Origin of the sequence: Rhodovibrio sodomensis, assembly GCF_016583645.1 — a bacterium.
Taxonomy (GTDB): Bacteria; Pseudomonadota; Alphaproteobacteria; order Kiloniellales; family Rhodovibrionaceae; genus Rhodovibrio; species Rhodovibrio sodomensis.
In genome coordinates, this window is record NZ_NRRL01000017.1 from 1 (window position 1) to 15,894 (window position 15,894).

Below are 15,894 nucleotides of genomic sequence, written 5' to 3' on the forward strand. Positions count from 1 at the left end.
GCATGTTACGGCCCGCTGGATCGCTCAACCGCCTGAAGCGGCCTTTGTCACGAGGCTTCGGCCCCGCCGGTTGCCCGACGAAGCCGCTCGTCAGCTACCAGACCAAACCGACTACTGTCTGGGTGGACCCTTCCTCCACTGGTAGACCGCGCCGTCAGGGCGCACCGAATTAAGCAGGGTGAGGCCGGTCAACGCCCGCACCACGACCCGTCCGGGATTCTTCGAGACGGCCCTGCGGGCCCCCTCAGGGTGAAGCTATCTAATTGAAAACACAAGACTTCATTCTGAGGAGCCCGGCCCAGTCCGGCGTCTCGAAGCATCCTCGCCGGGTCGTCACACTCGCAAGCCCCCTCACAACTGATACAGCTTTCCCGCGTCCTCTTTCGAGGCCCAGTTAGCGCGGATGCGGGCGAGGGTCGGGTCGGGGACCGGGGTGTCGCCGATCTTGAGCGCGCGCAGGCGCACGGCGAAGCGGGTGACCGTGACCGTGCAGGTGGCGGTCGTGGGGGCGCCGGCGTCGCGGTAGACTAGGTCGACGGTCGTTGTGTCGATCCCCTGGGTGACCAGCGCGTTCGGGTCGGCGAGCGGGTTGGGCACCGCGCGCGCGAGCGCGAACTTGCACAGCGCCACTTCCGGCGGGTCGGCGGGGGCGCAGGCGGTGAGCGCAGCCGGGCCCAGCACCGCGGCGGCGATCCCGAAGACGCGCGCCGGGCGCCACAGTCTGGCAGGTCGACGGCAGTCCGCCACGCGGCGCCCCCTTACCCCTCGCCGGCGGGGCCGCCCTGGCGCTTCTTGTGCCGGGCCATCTGGACGATCGGGTAGACGAACAGCGCCAGGCCGAGCAGCAGGAACACCGCGGACAGCGGGCGCTCGACGAAGATCAGCATGTCGCCCTGGCTGCCCAGCAGGCTCTGCCGCAGCGAGCGCTCAGCGAGCGGGCCGAGCACGATCGCCAGCACCATCGGCGCCACCGGATAGTTCAGCTTGCGCAGCAGGTATCCCATCACCCCGAACAGCAGGATCAGCCAGACGTCGTGCATCGACTGCTCCGGCGCGTAGCCGCCGGTGACGCAGAGCACGAAAATAACGGGGGCCAGGATGGTGAACGGCAACTTCAGCACGGCGATGAACACCGGCACGAACGCCAGGTTGATCAGCATGGCGAAGACGTTGGCGATATAGAGGCTGCCGATCAGGCCCCAGACGAACTCCGGGTTGTTTTCGAACAACAGCGGCCCCGGGCGCAGGCCCCAGATGATCATGCCGCCCAAGAGGATCGCGGTCGTCGGCGAGCCCGGGATGCCCAGCGTCAGCATGGGCAGGAGCGAGCCGGTGGAGGCCGCGTTGTTGGCGCTCTCGGGCGCGGTCACGCCGTTGATGTTGCCGCTGCCGAAACTCTCCGGATCCTTGGAGAACGACTTCGCCATGCCGTAGGCGACCAGCGAGCCGGGGGTGGCGCCGGCGGCCGGCAGGATGCCCATGAAATAGCCGATCAGCGAGCCCGCGAGGGTCGACTTCACCGTGACCTTCAGACTGCGAAAGGCGTCCAGCATACGTTTGATCGACATCTCGACCTTGGAAACCATCACCCGGCCCTGGCTGATCTCCAGGGTCCACAGGATCTCGCCGATGCCGTAGATGCCGATCGCCAGCACCAGGAAGTTGATGCCGTGGTAGAAGCCCGGCAGGTCGAAGAAGATCAGCCGCGGCTGGCCCGAGACGATGTCCAGCCCGACGGTCGCCAGCACCAGGCCGAGCAGGGTGGAGAAGATCGTCTTGGAGATGTCGCTGCCGCCCAGCCCGACGAAGGTCGCGAAGGCGAGCACCATCAGCGCGAATTCCTCCGGCGGGCCGAACTTGAGCGCGAATTCGGCGAGCGGCGGGGCGAACAGGGTGAACAGGATCACCGAGATGGTGCCGCCGACGAACGAGGCCACGGCGGCGGCGACCAGGGCGCGGTCCGCCTCGCCCTTGAGCGCCATCGGCCGGCCGTCGAAGGTCGTCGCCACCGCCGTCGAGGCGCCGGGAATCCCCAGCATGACCGACGAGATCGCGCCGCCGTACATGGCGCCGTAGTAGATCGCCGCCAGGAAGATGATCGCGGCCGTGGGCGGCACCAGGAAGGTCACGGGCAGCAGGATCGCCACCCCGTTGACCGAGCCCAGCCCCGGCATCGCACCGACGAACAGGCCGATCAGAACGCCCAGGATGACCATCGCCAGGTTGATCGGCTCGAGGGCGATGAAGATGCCGTCGATCAGCGGCTGGATCAGCTCCATGGGTCGGCTCTTTCAGGTCATGACACGACGGACGGAACCGGACGTGCCCGCGTGCGGGCGGCCGGCGGCGCGATAGGCCGGGCGAAGGTTCAGTAGATCAAGCTGTAGAGCGGATAGAACAGCGGCTCCGTGATGCCCTTGGGCAGGAGAATGCGCAGCGCCGCCTCGAAGAAGAAGAAGGTCACGACCGGCGCGATCAGGGACATCGACACCGTCAGCGTCCAGCTGTGCCGGCCCATGAAGCGCAGGTAGAACAACAGGAAGATCAGGATCGCGACGTAGATGCCGATCACGTGGGTCAGCCCCAGCATGACCGCGATCGAGATCACGGTGGGCCCCAGGATCTTCGCGGTGGCCGGCCCGACGAACGCCTCCAGGTTGCGCGATTCCGGGGTCAGGCCGCGCCACCAGCGTACCAGCGTGACCGCGCAGCAGGCGAGCATGCCCGCCGCCAGCCAGAACGGCCAGGCGCCGCCGCCCGGCCCCTCGCCCTGGATCCAGCCGATCTCGAGCTCGGCGCTCTTGACCATCAGATAGACGGACAGCGCCGCCAGCAGCAGCGTCATCCCCAGCTCCGCGGTGCGGACCGTCATGCCGGATTCACCTGTCTGTATTGGTATCGCGTAACGTCGAACGCGACACAGCGGGATCCCCTCTCCTCCACCTGGGAGGAGAGGGTTAGGGTGAGGAGGTTGCCCGCGGCATCTGCGCTACGCGCAGTTCCAGGTACCGCGCCGTGCAGAGCCACCTCTCCCTGTCCCTCTCCCCCCAGTGGCGGAGAGGGGACCCGCCGTTACGCTGGGCCTTTGGGCATCAATCTGGGTGCAGGCCGGCCTACATCGCGCCGGTGGAGGCCAGCAGCTTCTTGTGCTTCTTGACCTCCTCGGCGAAATAGGCGGCCAGTTCGTCGCCCTCCAGCCACTCGCGGAACAGGCCCTCGCTGGCGGTGTATTCCTTCCACTGGTCGCTCTCGTACACCTTGCGCATCAACTCGGTGTACCATTGCCGCGCCCCGTCGGAGATCTCCGGCGCGGCCACGATCGAGCGCTGCATGTAATAGACCAGCTCGGGATGGCCGAGCTCGCCCGAGGTCGGGACGTCCGGCAGCATCTCGAGGCGTTCCGGCGTCATCGTCATCAACGGCCGGGTGCGGCCGGCCTCGTAGAAGGCGATCTGCTCGGCCGGATTGTTGACCGTGCTGTCGATATGCTTGCCGACCAGGTTCTTGGCCACCGTACCGCCGCCCGGGAAGGGGATGTAGGTCATCTTCAGCCCGAACTCCTGCTCCAGCATCGCGGTCACCAGGGAATCCTCCTGGCCCTTGCCGGTGCCGCCCATCTTCCAGCTGCCGCCGGCCTGCTTCACCTGGGCGATGTAGTCGTCCAGGCTCTGGATCCCGGAATCGGCGTGCACCCAGAGCTGGAAGGTGTCGAGCGCCATCCGGGCGATCGGGGTATAGGTCGCGATGTCGACGCCCAGGTTCGGGTTCAGCTGCGGGGTGGTGAACAGGCTGTTGAGCGTGATCATCATGACGTGCTCGTTGCCCGCCTCGTCCTGCAGGAAACGCAGCGCCTCCGCGCCCGAGCCGCCCGGCTTGTTGATCGGGATCACCGGCACGCGCGAGAAGTCCTCCTTCTCGATGATGGACTGGAACAGGCGGGCGATCTGGTCGGCGCCGCCGCCGGTGCCGGCCATGATCACGAACTGGATCGGCCGCTTGGGCTGCCATTCCGCGCGCGCCGCATCGGGCGCGGCGGTGACCGCAAGGCCGGCGCATAGGGCCGCCGCCCCCAGCCATTTGCCGAGCCGCTTGCCGCTGCCTGTCCAGCCGACGACGCGGCGCACTCCAAACACGCGGCGCACTCCAAACACGCGGCGCACTGCCGTAAATCCGGTCATCCGGTAATCTCCCATGACGTTTACCTGAGCCCGATGGCCGATCGCCGGTCTTGTGCGCCGCCGCGTGCCCCGAACGGGACGCACGCCCGGCCTGCCGGTTGTTCGGTGCCGACCACACGTTCGTTGGCCCGGCTGGCGACGCACGCGCGCCGCTCAGGGCCGGAAGACAGATTGTTACTTTAAAGCGCCATGAAAGACAATTAAGAAATAATATGGTCGGCTAATACGCAGCAGGCTTGTGTGAAACAACCCACGCACGGTATCCGCCACGGGAGTTCGCGGCGCCGCCGGAAGACCGGGACGGGGTCGACCGTGCCGCCGGTGCAGCGTCCCGGCGGGTTGCTGGCGCGCCCCCGGCGCGACCGCGTCTGACGCCGCGCCCCATCCGGTCGAACCGACCGCGTCGGCGGCTCGCTGTCCCTTGAGGGGTCCTTTTGCACGCGGGCATGAGCGTCCGTGTGGGGTGCTTCGACACGCCAGCCCTTCGACAAGCTTAGGACTGGCTACTCAGCATGCAGATAGATGTACGTTGCTGACAAAACTGCAATTTCATCCTGAGTAGGACGCCGTAGGCGGCCGTGTCGAAGGACCCCATACGGGCGTCCACGCGAACTGTGCAAAAGCCTCCAGCGGCGGACAGTTTCCCCGCCGCGACGCCCGGCATACGCGAACGCCCGCAGCTACCCCTGAACCGGCGAGAGCAGTTCCTCCAGGTCGTCCTCGGTAAACGCCGGGCCCTTGCCCTGCTCGGCGGACTGGACGAGGGAGGCGAGGTCGCGCTTGCGCGCCTGCATGTCGACGATCCGCTCCTCGACCGTGCCCTCGGCGATCATCTTGTAGACGAACACCGGCTTGTCTTGGCCGATCCGGTGCGCCCGGTCGGAGGCCTGCGCCTCGACCGCCGGGTTCCACCAGGGGTCGTAGTGAATCACCGTGTCGGCGGCGGTCAGGTTCAGCCCCGTGCCGCCGGCCTTGAGCGAGATCAGGAAGATCGGCACCTCGCCGTCCTGGAACATCTCGACCGGGGTCTGCCGGTCGCGGGTCGCGCCGGTCAGGGTGACGTAGTCGATCCCGGCGTCGTCCAGCTGTTCGGCGATCAGCGAGAGCATCGAGGTGAACTGCGAGAACACCAGCACCTGGCGGCCCTCGTCGATCAGGTCTTCCAGCATGCCCATCAGCCGCTGCAGCTTGGCCGAGGACTTGACCTCGCGCGCCGCGTCCAGCTTGACCAGCCGCGGGTCGCAGCAGACCTGACGCAGCTTCAAGAGCGCGTCGAGCACGGTGATCTGGCTGCGCGCCAGCCCCTTCTCCCGGATTTCCTGGCGCACCTTCTGGTCCATCTGCTGGCGCACCTGCTCGTAAAGCCGCACCTGCTCGTCGGTCAGTTCCACCGGCTCGCGCATCTCGGTGCGCGGCGGCAGCTCGGAGGCGACCTGGAGCTTGGTCCGGCGCAGCAGGAACGGGCGCACCCGGCGCGACAGGATCGCCCGCCGGCGCTGGTCGTTGCGCTTCTCGATCGGCGTGCGGAAGGTCTTGCGGAAGGTCTTGCGGTCCGCGAACACGCCCGGCACGCCGACGCGCATCAGCGACCACAGCTCGTCCAGGTGGTTCTCCATCGGCGTACCGGTCAGGCAGATCGCCTGGTGCGCGTCCAGCTCGCGCAGCACCCGCGCGGCCTGCGCGTCGGCGTTCTTGACGTTCTGCGCCTCGTCGCACAGCAGCACGTGGTAGCCCTGGGCGCTCAGCGCCTGCCGGTCGCGCGGCAACAGGGCGTAGGTAGTGACCACCAGGTCGTGCCGGGCGATCTCCGGGAAGCGCTCGCTGCGGTTGGGGCCGTGCAGCACCAATACCCTGAGATCGGGGGCGAAGCGCTGCGCCTCGTTGACCCAGTTGTGCACCACGCTGGTGGGCGCGACCAGCAGCGCCGGCCGGTCGAGCCGGCCCTGTTCCTTCTCCGCCAGCACGTGCGCGAGCGCCTGGATCGTCTTACCCAGGCCCATGTCGTCGGCCAGGATACCGCCGAAGCCGTGGTGCGCCAGCGTTTGCAGCCAAGCGTAGCCGTCGTGCTGGTAGTCGCGCAGCGTGCCCCGCAGGCCCTTGGGGATCGGCACGTCGCCCAGGCCGGTGCCGGTGCGCAGCGCTTCCGCCAGCGCGCGCAGCCGCCGGCCGCCGTCGAGCGTCAGGCCGGCACCGTCGGCGGCCGTCTCCAGCGCCGACAGTTCGCCCAGCCGCGCGGCCGGGATCCGCGGGCCGCCGTGGGCGACCTCGCCCTCGCCGGCCTCGACCAGTTCCTCCAGGGTGCGCGCGACCGGCTCGATCTTGCCGGTAGGCAGCGGCAGGTGGCGGCCGTCGCCGAGCGGGACGAACAGCGGCCGCGGCTCGCGCTCCGGCTCGACCGCGCTCGTCTTGTCGGCCGGTTGCGGGGCGGTCTGCTCCTGGGCTTCCTGGCGCTTGTCGAGCTGCTGCACGATCGAGGCCAGGTGCGGGCGCAGGTCCAGGTGGTCGCCGTCGATCTCCACCCCGAAGCGTACGGAGAACGCCTTGCCGTCGTCCTCCTCGGTCACCTCGAAGGTCCAGTCGTTGGGCGCGGGCAGGACCTCGTAGGGGAAGTCATGGTCGATCTCGACCCGCCAGCCCGCGCTCTGCAGCTCCGACAGCGCGGTGTAGCAGAACGCGAGCCAGGCATCCTTGTCGTCGTAGGCGTGCTCCTTGAGCAGGCCGCGCCAGATCGGCCCCTGCCGGGCGGCACGCCGGCTACGGCCCTCCGGGCGGACCTCTTCCAGCCCGGCCTGGCTCAGCCGCTCGACCGTCTGGCGCTCGATCACGTCGGCGCGCGGCACGCGCACCAGCTTTTCCGCCTCCAGCCACTCCAGGGTGGCGGCCGGGTCGCCCTCGACGATCCGCGCGCCGCCGTAGTCGAAGTGCAGTTCGGCGATCGCCGCGTCGACCACCTCCGGCGGCGGGCTGGCGCGCCAGCCGCGCGGACTCGGCAGCGGATGGATGCGCGCCTGGGTCAGGCGCAGGATCGGCGTCGGCGTGACGGTGCGGGTCTCCTGGCGCTCGGGCGCCGCGGGCATTGCCGGCAGCGCCGGGCCGACGCGGCTTTCCAGCGCCTGGCGGAACGGCCGGGCCTCGCCCGCCGGCACCGGTGGGCCGGCCAGGAGCGCGGCCACCAGTTCGCCCGCGACCGGCTGCTCCGGGTCCAGCGCGACCGGCCCGGCGCGGCGCGCCTGCAGGTCGACGTAATACGGCGTGCTGAGCGGCAACAGCGTGGTCTGCGGGGCGTCCGGCAGCACGGTGAAGCGCTGGCTGCCGCGCTCCCCGGTGATCCAGGCGGGCGTGCCTGCCGCCGGCTCGCCGCGGGCGAGCGGCCCGGCCTGCGGGCGCGCGGCCCAGTAGGTCCGGCCGGTGGCGAGCATGCGCTCCAGCGCCCAGGCGGCGAACGGCCCGCGCAACTCGACCTGCGTTTCGTGACCCAGCGCGGAGCCGGAGGCGCCGGCCAGCGTCTCCAGCACGCCCACGTCGTCGGCGCTGAGGAAACTGGCGCGCGGCTGGTTGTAGACGTTGCGCACGGAGTAGCCCTTGGCGGCGCTTTCGGTGCCCGCCTCGTCCCAGCTGACGGTCGCCGGCTTGACCACCGCGACCTGACCCGACTTGCCCTGCTCGAGCGCCAGGTAATAGCGCAGCTGGGTGCGTTTGCTCTCGATCTCCCGGCGCTGCTGGCGCGGCTGGCTGGGGGCGGCCTGCTCCAGGGCGTCGAGCTGGCGGATCAGGCCTTCCGACAGGCGCTCGTTGCCGCCGCTCGGCAGCGTCGGCAGCACCTCGCCCAGCCGGTTGGTGACGGCGGTGGCGAACGCGCCCGCCTGCTCCCTCGGCACCGGCGGCCCGGCCAACAGGACCGAGGCCAGCTCGCCCGGCATGTCGACGTCGATCGGCCCGCACACGGCCGCCTGCGGATCCAGGTAGAACGGCGTCGACAGCGGCAGCACCATCGCGGCCATGTCGGACAGCGAGGTCTGCGGCATCACGCCGAACTTGCGCCGGCCCTCGCGGTCCTTGTGCCAGGCCGGCTGGCCGGGACGCGCGGGCCCGCGCCGAAGCGGGCCCGCGCTCGGACTGTCCGCCCAGTAGGCGCGCCCGGTCGCGAGCATGCGCTCCAGCGCCCAGGCGGCGAACGGGCCGCGCAGGTCGACCTGGTCGCCGTCCTCCAGCCCGTGGCCGGACGAGCCCGCGAGGGTCTCCAGCACCGCGATGTCGTCGGCGGTCAGAAAACCGGGCCGCGGCCTCTGGTAGACGTTCTCCAGCGCGTAGGCTTCCGGCTTGCCGGCCGGCTGCCCGTCCTTGTCCAGCGCCACCTTCAGCGGCCGCACGACCGGGCGGACCGCGCCGTCGTCCGCGCGCTCCAGGGCCAGATCGTAACGCAGCGTGGCTTCCGCCCCGGCCTGGGCGTGGGCGCGCGGCGGCTTGGCGGCGGTCTGCTCCAGCACGTCCAGGTACTGCGCCAGGTCGCCGGAAAGCTCCTCGTCCTCCGGCTCCAGGTTGCTCTCGAACGCTTCCTGCGGCTCGTCCGTGCCCTGGCGGGAGGTCCAGGCGTAGATCAGCGCCGCGACGTGCGCGCAGTTGACCATGGTGCGGCAGGTACAGGTGCCGGAGACCTGCGTGCTGCCGCCGGCGTCGGGCACCAGGCGGACGTCCTGCTTGTAGCTGAGATCGTCCTTGTCCTGGACCTCGCCGGTGATCGAGATCGCGCCGGATTCGTCCAGATCGACGGTGCGCAGGCGGGCCTTGCCGTCGCGGAAGGCTTCCCAGCCGCGTTCGCGGTACGCACCGCGAATGGCGCGCGTCAGATCGATTTCGGACGACGTGGTCTGCATGGGGTCCGTTCGGGTCGGAAAGAGGCTGATCGGGTTGGATCGCAGGGCGCCGGCGCGGCCGGGACGTGCGCAAGCGGGCACCCAAACTCGCGGCTGTCGCCCGGAAGGTCAACGGGGTCCGTCGGCACGGCGGCGCGCGGGGTCGAGCGGCCGACCGGCCGGCCGCAGGTCAACGCGCGGGGCCCCCCGACAGGTCCAGATAATAAGCGCGCGGCGCTGAACCACCCCCCCGAGGCGACATCGCCGGTGTGCGCAGCGCGCACTTGCCCTGGGCGGATGCGGGCGGTAAGGCCGCGCCCATGCCCCTGCCCGACCATCTCAAGGGTGTCGCGATCACCGGCGCCGGCGTCACCGTGCTCAGTCTGGATGCCCCCCTCGTGCGTCTGATCGAGGCGGACGCGGTCACGACCGCGCTGTGGCGCGGGGTGCTGATGGCGCTCGGCTTCGCCGCGCTCGCCGCCGTGCAGCGGCGCGGCCGGCTGTGGGCGGACGTGCGCGCGTTCGGCCGCTACGACCTGCTGGCGGCGATGGCGTTCGCCTCCGGCAACCTGTGCTTCGTGATCGGCGCCAAGCTGATCCCGGTCGCCAACCTGCTGCTGTTCGTCGCCTGCACGCCGCTGGCGACGGCCGGCATGGCGCGGCTGCTGCTGGGCGAGCGGTTGCGGCCCAGCACGCTGATCGCGATCCTGGGCGCGTTCGCCGGGATCGTCGTGCTGGTGGCCGGCGAGCTGCGTGCCGAGGCGGACCTGATCGGCCACCTGGTCGGCCTGGGCGTGACGCTGTCGAGCGGGCTGTTCTTCACCCTGCTGCGCCGGGCGCGGTCGTCGAACACCGGTCCGGTTCTGGTCGCCGCGGCGGCGATCGTCGTACTGGCCATGCTGCCGTTCGCCTGGGCGCCGGTGATGCCGATGGCAAGCGTCCCCTACATGGTGCTGCTCGGCCTGGTGGTGATCCCGGTCGCGTTCACCCTGATCGCGCAGGGCCCGCGCTACCTACCGGCGGCGGAAGCGAGCCTGCTGATGCTGCTGGAAACGGTGTTCGGGCCGGTCTGGGCGTGGCTGCTGCTGTCCGAACTGCCCAGCCCGGCGGCCTTGTTCGGCGGCGTCTTGGTGCTGGGCTCGGTTGCCGGGCACGTCTACGTGGGCACCCGCGCCCGGCCGGCTGTCCCCGGCTGACCGGCGGGGATCGCTGCTGCGACGCCGGCCCGCCCATCGACGTCAACGCCGTCGACCCAGTCGCCCGGGTGTGTTTTCCTGACCGCAAACCGAGCCGTCGCTCGCCGGGGCCCGCACCCGGCGAGCGACAGCGCGACCAGCGCCCGCCGGCGCCGCCAAAACACCGCTGAGGAGCCCGACCCTTGCGAACCCACCGCCGCATCGCCCGCCCGCTCACAGCCGGCCTGGCCGGCCTTGTCGCCGCGGCCGCGCTGACCGCCGGGCCCGCGCTGGCGCAGAACCGGATCATATGCAGCCAGCCGGTGAAGCCGACCTGCGTCAACTCCGACATCACCTACGAGGATCCCCAGGGGATCAACCGCTGCGAGCGCGACGTGGAACACTACAGCCAGTCCGTCGAGGACTACCTGAGCTGCCTGCAGAAAAAGCAGAACGCCCAGGAAGAGGCGCTGAAGCAACTGCGCAAAACCTTCCGCTGCAAGGCCAACGACGACGTCGAGTGCTAGAGCAGAATCGATAAAGGTCAAGTCGACCTTCATCGTGACTTTTGCTCTACCTGCTTGAAGAGAGAGCAAGATTCAGCTGAAAGGCGGACGCACCTTTCGGCTGAGTCTCGCCCGAAACCAAACCGCGCGCCTGACGGCAAGCCGCCCCGCCCGAGCCGGGCCGGGCGGCGCCGTCTGCTACCAGCGGAATGCCGGGATCACGTGCGTGGGGTGTTCGCCCTCCCGCCCGAACAGGGCGGTCAGCGTGCCGGGGTCGGGCAGGTCGCCCATCCGCACGCCAAGCTCGCTCGCGTGGATCCCGCCGGGGACGAACGCGCTGTCGAGCCCGGCCTGACGGGCGCCGGCGATGTCGGTGTGCAGCGTGTCGCCGACCGCCAGCGTGCGCGCCGGGTCCGGGTCGCCCAGCAGCCTGAAGCAGCTGTCGTAGATCCCCTGGTAGGGCTTGCCGTGGTAGCGCACCTCGCCGTCCAGCTCCTCGTAGCGCTTGGCGAGCGCGCCCGCGCACAGCTCGACCGCCTCGCCGCGCATCACCCGGATGTCCGGGTTGGCGCAGATCATCGGCAGCTCGCGGTCGGCGGCCTGGCGCAGCACCGGCTCCAGCGACCCGATCTCGGTCGACTGAAGCGCCGGGCCGGTGTTCAGCACGAACTCGGCGAACTGCACGTCGTGGACCAGCGACACGTCCAGCCCGTCGCGCATGTTGGCGTCGTGCGGCGGGCCGATGTGCAGCATCCGCCGGCCCAGATCGCGGTACCAGTCGCAGGGGCGGTCGCGCAGGTGGGTCCAGGCGTCCTGCCCGCTCGACATCAGATGGTGGTAGCTGTCCTGGCTGAGCCCGAGGTTCGCCATCTGCCGGGCAAGGTCCTCGGTCCGGCGCGGCGCGTTGGACAGCAGCAGCAGCCGCTTGCCGCGCGCCTTCAGCGCCTGCATCGCCTCGACCGCCTCGGGATAGGCCTTGAGGCCGTCGTGCAGGACGCCCCAGAGGTCGAGGATGAAAGCATCGTAGCCCTCGGCCAGCTCTTCGAGGCCGCGGCGGTTGGCGGGCTGATCGGTCATCGCGTTGGATCCGGAGGTCGCGGAACAGGCGGCCATGCTGCGCTGCGGCATGGTTGGGGCGGCGTTGTGCCACACGACGACGGCAAAGTTAAGCGGGTGAGGCGCCGGCGAACGCGCGGAAATGCCGGCTTGGCCTACAGACTAGAGCAAGATGCAAGATAGGCAAAACCCCGGGCATCTGGGGGTGTTGGGACTCATCTTTGGGTGCACCCGGTATGGGGCGTGATTCTGTTGGGTCATGGCGAAGGGCGGACCGGCGGGATTGTGCAAGAAGCGCAGGACGTGCTGCGCGCCGGCGTCGCCACGGCGGCCTGGGTGCGTGTCGACGACACCGGTGCCCGGCATCAGGCACGCAACGGCTACTGCCCCCAGATCGGCGACGATCGTTTTACCGCGTTCGCGACCACCAACCCGAAGAGCCGGCTGAACTTCCTGGAGATCCTGCGCGCCGGTCACCCTGCAACTGCATCCTGAGCAGGACGCCGAAGGCGTCTGTGTCGAAGGCCCCATACGCGCGTTTGGCGAGCTGCGCAGAAGTCTCCCTCAAGGGAGAGGGGATATGGACGTCCCTGCCAGTTTCACCGAAAAGGGCCGCTTGCGGCGCATGGCCGCTGTCCGGTCTCATATGCGTGCAGGATAGATCGCGGGTGGGTATGCTGCAGTGCACCCAAGCGAGTTCGCCGCCATGCCCGATACGCACGTTTCGACCGGTCCGCAGCGCAGCGAAACCCCGGCGAAGGACCGGCCGCCCCACGCCCGGCCGGCCCACGAGGTGCTGCACACGCTGGACGCCGACGCCGAGAACGGCCTTGGCGCCGAGGACGCGGCCCGGCGCCTGGCGGAACACGGCCCGAACCGCCTGCCGACGGCCGCCCGGCGCGAGCCGCTGAAGCGTTTCGCCCAGCAATTCGCCAATATCCTGATCGCCGTCCTGCTCGGGGCGGCCGTCGTCACCGCGGCGCTGGGCCACTGGATCGACACCGGCGTGATCCTGGGCGTGGTGCTGATCAACGCCGTGATCGGCTTCCTGCAGGAAGGCAAGGCGGAGAACGCGCTCGCCGCGATCGCGGCGATGCTGTCGCCGCAGGCGACCGTCACCCGCGACGGTCGGCGCCAGCAGGTGCCGGCGGCGGACCTGGTGCCGGGCGACCTCGTGCACCTCGCCAGTGGCGACAAGGTGCCCGCCGACCTGCGGCTGCTGCGCGCGCGCTCCCTGCAGATTCAGGAGGCCGCGCTGACCGGCGAATCGGTGCCGGTCGACAAGGACGCGCAAGCGGTCGCCGTCGACGCCGATCTGGGCGACCGGTCCGGGATCGCGCATTCCGGCACGCTGGTGGTCGCCGGCCGGGGCACCGGCGTCGTGGTCGCGACCGGGGCGCGGACCGAGATCGGCCGGATCTCCAGCATGCTCTCCCGGGTGGCGACGCTGACCACGCCGCTGCTGCAGCAGATGGCGGTGTTCGGCCGCTACCTGACCGCCGGCATCCTGGCGCTGGCGGCGCTGGCGTTCGGCTTCGGCGTGCTGCTGCGCGGCTACGGCGTCGACGAGATGTTCCTGGCGGCGGTCGGGCTCGCGGTGGCCGCGATCCCCGAGGGCCTGCCCGCGATCATGACGATCACGCTGGCGATCGGGGTCGGCGCGATGGCGCGGCGCAACGCGATCATCCGCCGCCTGCCGGCGGTCGAGACGCTGGGCGCGGTCACGGTGATCTGCTCCGACAAGACCGGCACCCTGACCCGCAACGAGATGACCGTGCGGCGGGTCGCCACCCAGGACGCCACCTTCGAGGTCACCGGCGAGGGCTACGGCGCGGCCGGCGAGATCACGCTGGACGGCACGGCCGTCACGGCCGGCGCGCATCGCGCGCTGGCCGACGCGATCCGCGCCGGCGACGCCTGCAACGACGCCGAACTGTCGCCCGATCCGGACGACCCGGACGACAACCGGCTTGCCGGCAACCCGGTCGACGGCGCGCTGAAGGCGTTGGCGCTCAAGGCGGGCGGCAGCCGCGCGGGACCCCGGCGCGATACCATCCCGTTCGAAAGCGCGCACAAGTTCATGGCCAGCCTGCACGACCGCGGCGACGGGCGGCCGGTGGTCTGGCTGAAGGGTGCCCCGGAACGCGTGTTCGCCCTGTGCGACAGCGCGCGCGGGCAGGACGGCGAGGTGCCGCTGGACACCGATGCCTGGCACGCGCGGCTCGACCGGCTGGCCGGCGCGGGCTACCGCCTGCTGGCGGTCGCGGAGCGTCCGGCCGAAGCGGGCGCGCAGGCGCTGTCGTTCGCCGAGATCGAGCAGGGCGGCTTTACCCTGCTCGGCCTGTTCGCGCTCCTCGATCCCGCCCGGGCGGAGGCGGCGACGGCCGTCGGCGACTGCAAGGCCGCCGGGATCGCGGTCAAGATGATCACCGGCGACCATGCGGCCACCGCCGGCGCGGTCGCGCGCGAGCTCGGCATCGGCGGCGGCCGGCCGGCGCTGACCGGCCACGAGCTGGACCGGATGAACGATGCCGAGCTGGCGGAAGCGGTCACGCGCACAGACGTGTTCGCGCGCACCACGCCCGAGCACAAGCTGCGGCTGGTCAGCGCCCTGCAGACGAAGGGGCAGGTCGCCGCGATGACCGGCGATGGGGTCAACGACGCCCCTGCCCTCAAACGCGCGGACGTCGGCGTGGCGATGGGCCGGCGCGGCACCGAGGCGTCCAAGGAGGCCGCGGAGATGGTCCTGGGCGACGACAACTTCGCCTCGATCGCGGCTGCGGTGCGCGAGGGGCGGATCGTCTACGATAACCTGACGAAGGCGATCCTGTTCATCCTCCCGACCAACGGCGGTCAGGCGTTCACCCTGCTGGCCGCGATCGTGTTTGGCACGCTGTTGCCGATCACCCCGGTACAGATCCTGTGGGTGAACATGGTGACGGCGGTGACGCTGGCGCTCGCGCTCGCGTTCGAAGCGGGCGAACCCGGCGTGATGGCGCGACCGCCGCGCCGGCGCGACGCCCCGATCCTGTCCGGCTTCCTGATCTGGCGGGTCGGGTTCGTCTCCGCGCTCCTGGTGATCGCGGTGTTCGGGCTGTTCGCCTTCGCCCGCGATTCCGGCATGGCGATCGCCGAGGCGCGGACGCTCGCGGTGAACGCCCTGGTCGCCGGGGAGATCGTCTACCTGTTCAGCGCGCGCCGCCTGGACGGCTCCGCGCTGTCCCGCGCGGCGCTGACGACCGCCCGGCCGGCGGTCGTGTCGGTCGCGCTGGTCATGGCGCTGCAGGGGCTGTTCACCTACTGGCCGGCGATGCAGACGCTGTTCGGCACCGCGCCGCTGCCACGCGACGCCTGGGCCGCGATCGCCGGCTGTGCGGTGCTGCTGTTCGCGGCGATGGAGGGAGAGAAGGCCGTCCTGCGACGTTTCGCCGGCGCGGCACGTTAACGCGCGGTCGGTTGCCTCAAACACCTTCCGCCGCCACCCGCGTCGGTACGGCGGCCAGATCGCACGGCACAGCTACCGGCCGGCCCGCTTCAGGGCCGAGATGGGCCCGAAGCCCATCGGCCTCGCCCTCGCCATCGACCCCGGCAGTGATCCCGAAGGTAGGCAAGTTTTTGTCACCACAGAAGTCACAGATGGCACAGAGACGCAGTCATAGAACAACGCGCTGAATGCCTGCTGTGAGACGCTCGACGTTGAATTTGATGAGGAGCCCCAATCGATAACCGGACAGCCGCAAGTAGGTCAGGATCTGCGCTCTGTGGATCGGCAGGACCGTCTCGACGGCTTTAATTTCCAAAATTAACTGCGCCTCGACCACAAGGTCGAGGCGCAAGCCGTCGTCGATGACCATACCATTATACACGATCGGCAACGTCGCTTGCCGTTCGACTTCCACTCCACGCTTTATCAGCTCGTGATACAAACAGGCTTCGTAGATCCGCTCCAGCAGCCCAGGCCCGAGAGCTCGATGGACCTCGAATGCGGCGCCGAGAACGCGATATGATAAATCGCTCGACGGCAGGTCGCCAGAGTTCGTCAAACCACACCCACCCCGTGCGTTAGAACACGGGGTGCATATTCCACGTTTCGGGCGCTTTCTGTGACCTCCGTGCCCTCTGTGGT

General features: G+C 70.0%; 11 protein-coding genes. 4 read left to right on the forward strand and 7 right to left on the reverse strand.

Translation table 11 applies throughout. The annotated features are described in order from the left end of the window. Window positions 1–351: 351 nt before the first annotated feature. The 5 genes from CKO28_RS08830 to CKO28_RS08850 all read right to left on the reverse strand — a co-directional run bounded on the left by CKO28_RS08830 (window position 352) and on the right by CKO28_RS08850 (window position 9,052). Window positions 352–747, reverse strand: coding sequence for a hypothetical protein (locus CKO28_RS08830; RefSeq protein WP_200340276.1), 396 nt, complete (start codon window positions 745–747; stop codon window positions 352–354). Between the two features lie 11 nt (window positions 748–758). Next, window positions 759–2,279, reverse strand: coding sequence for a tripartite tricarboxylate transporter permease (locus CKO28_RS08835; RefSeq protein WP_200340277.1), 1,521 nt, complete (start codon window positions 2,277–2,279; stop codon window positions 759–761). Window positions 2,280–2,368: 89 nt separating this feature from the next. Continuing rightward, entirely contained in the window at window positions 2,369–2,872 is a 504-nt protein-coding gene (locus tag CKO28_RS08840) for a tripartite tricarboxylate transporter TctB family protein (protein ID WP_200340278.1), read from the reverse strand. A 241-nt stretch (window positions 2,873–3,113) separates the two neighbouring features. Continuing rightward, window positions 3,114–4,178 (reverse strand): Bug family tripartite tricarboxylate transporter substrate binding protein, encoded by a 1,065-nt coding sequence (locus tag CKO28_RS08845; RefSeq protein ID WP_200340279.1) that lies wholly within the window; start codon window positions 4,176–4,178, stop codon window positions 3,114–3,116. Window positions 4,179–4,858: 680 nt separating this feature from the next. After that, the gene (locus tag CKO28_RS08850) at window positions 4,859–9,052 is read right to left on the reverse strand and encodes an SNF2-related protein (RefSeq protein WP_200340280.1); all 4,194 of its coding nucleotides are present in this window, start codon (window positions 9,050–9,052) and stop codon (window positions 4,859–4,861) included. Window positions 9,053–9,351: 299 nt separating this feature from the next. Here CKO28_RS08850 and CKO28_RS08855 point away from each other — a divergent pair, with 299 nt between their 5' ends. Next, the gene (locus CKO28_RS08855) at window positions 9,352–10,227 is read left to right on the forward strand and encodes a DMT family transporter (RefSeq protein WP_200340281.1); all 876 of its coding nucleotides are present in this window, start codon (window positions 9,352–9,354) and stop codon (window positions 10,225–10,227) included. Window positions 10,228–10,409: 182 nt separating this feature from the next. Continuing rightward, window positions 10,410–10,733: a hypothetical protein gene (locus tag CKO28_RS08860; RefSeq protein ID WP_200340282.1), complete on the forward strand. Its 324-nt coding sequence runs from the start codon at window positions 10,410–10,412 to the stop codon at window positions 10,731–10,733. A 177-nt stretch (window positions 10,734–10,910) separates the two neighbouring features. On the opposite strand, the gene CKO28_RS08865 is transcribed toward CKO28_RS08860, so the two are convergent. Beyond that, a complete protein-coding gene (locus CKO28_RS08865) occupies window positions 10,911–11,789 on the reverse strand; it encodes a TIGR01459 family HAD-type hydrolase (protein ID WP_200340283.1) in 879 nt (292 codons plus the stop codon). Between the two features lie 264 nt (window positions 11,790–12,053). Between CKO28_RS08865 and CKO28_RS08870 the strand changes: the two genes are divergently transcribed. Further along, on the forward strand, window positions 12,054–12,263 hold the full coding sequence (locus CKO28_RS08870; protein WP_200340284.1) for a hypothetical protein: 210 nt from the start codon (window positions 12,054–12,056) through the stop codon (window positions 12,261–12,263). Between the two features lie 211 nt (window positions 12,264–12,474). Then, window positions 12,475–15,213 (forward strand): HAD-IC family P-type ATPase, encoded by a 2,739-nt coding sequence (locus CKO28_RS08875; protein WP_200340285.1) that lies wholly within the window; start codon window positions 12,475–12,477, stop codon window positions 15,211–15,213. 208 nt (window positions 15,214–15,421) lie between these two features. Here the strand turns inward: CKO28_RS08875 and CKO28_RS08880 are convergent, their stop codons facing one another. After that, complete coding sequence (locus CKO28_RS08880) at window positions 15,422–15,811, reverse strand: GxxExxY protein (protein WP_242480449.1); 390 nt, start codon at window positions 15,809–15,811, stop codon at window positions 15,422–15,424. Window positions 15,812–15,894: the final 83 nt, after the last annotated feature.